Origin of the sequence: Aeromicrobium sp. UBA7512 (assembly GCF_002476985.1) — a bacterium.
Classification (GTDB): Bacteria; Actinomycetota; Actinomycetes; order Propionibacteriales; family Nocardioidaceae; genus Aeromicrobium; species Aeromicrobium phoceense.
Genome location: NZ_DLNK01000006.1, coordinates 303719 through 303951 on the forward strand (window position 1 = coordinate 303719; position 233 = coordinate 303951).

Annotated in this window: 1 protein-coding gene; it reads left to right on the forward strand. The window is 71.7% G+C overall.

Annotated elements, in window-relative coordinates:
* The coding region (locus B2363_RS16325) for a glycine zipper domain-containing protein (RefSeq protein ID WP_286930124.1) at positions 1 to 233 on the forward strand (233 nt) is incomplete at both ends.

Consider the following 233-nt stretch of genomic DNA (forward strand, 5'->3'; position numbering starts at 1 on the left):
GTGGTGGGCTCGGTGGTCGGCTCGGTGGTCGGCTCGGTGGTGGGTTCCGTGGTCGGCTCGGAGGTCGGTTCCGTGGTCGGCTCGGAGGTCGGCTCGGTGGTTGGTTCCGTCGTGGGTTCCGTGGTCGGTTCGGTGGTCGGCTCGGTGGTCGGTTCCGTGGTCGGCTCGGTCGTGGGTTCCGGCGTCGGGATGGTGGTCGGCTCCGGCGTGGGCTCCGTGGTCGGCTCGGTGGT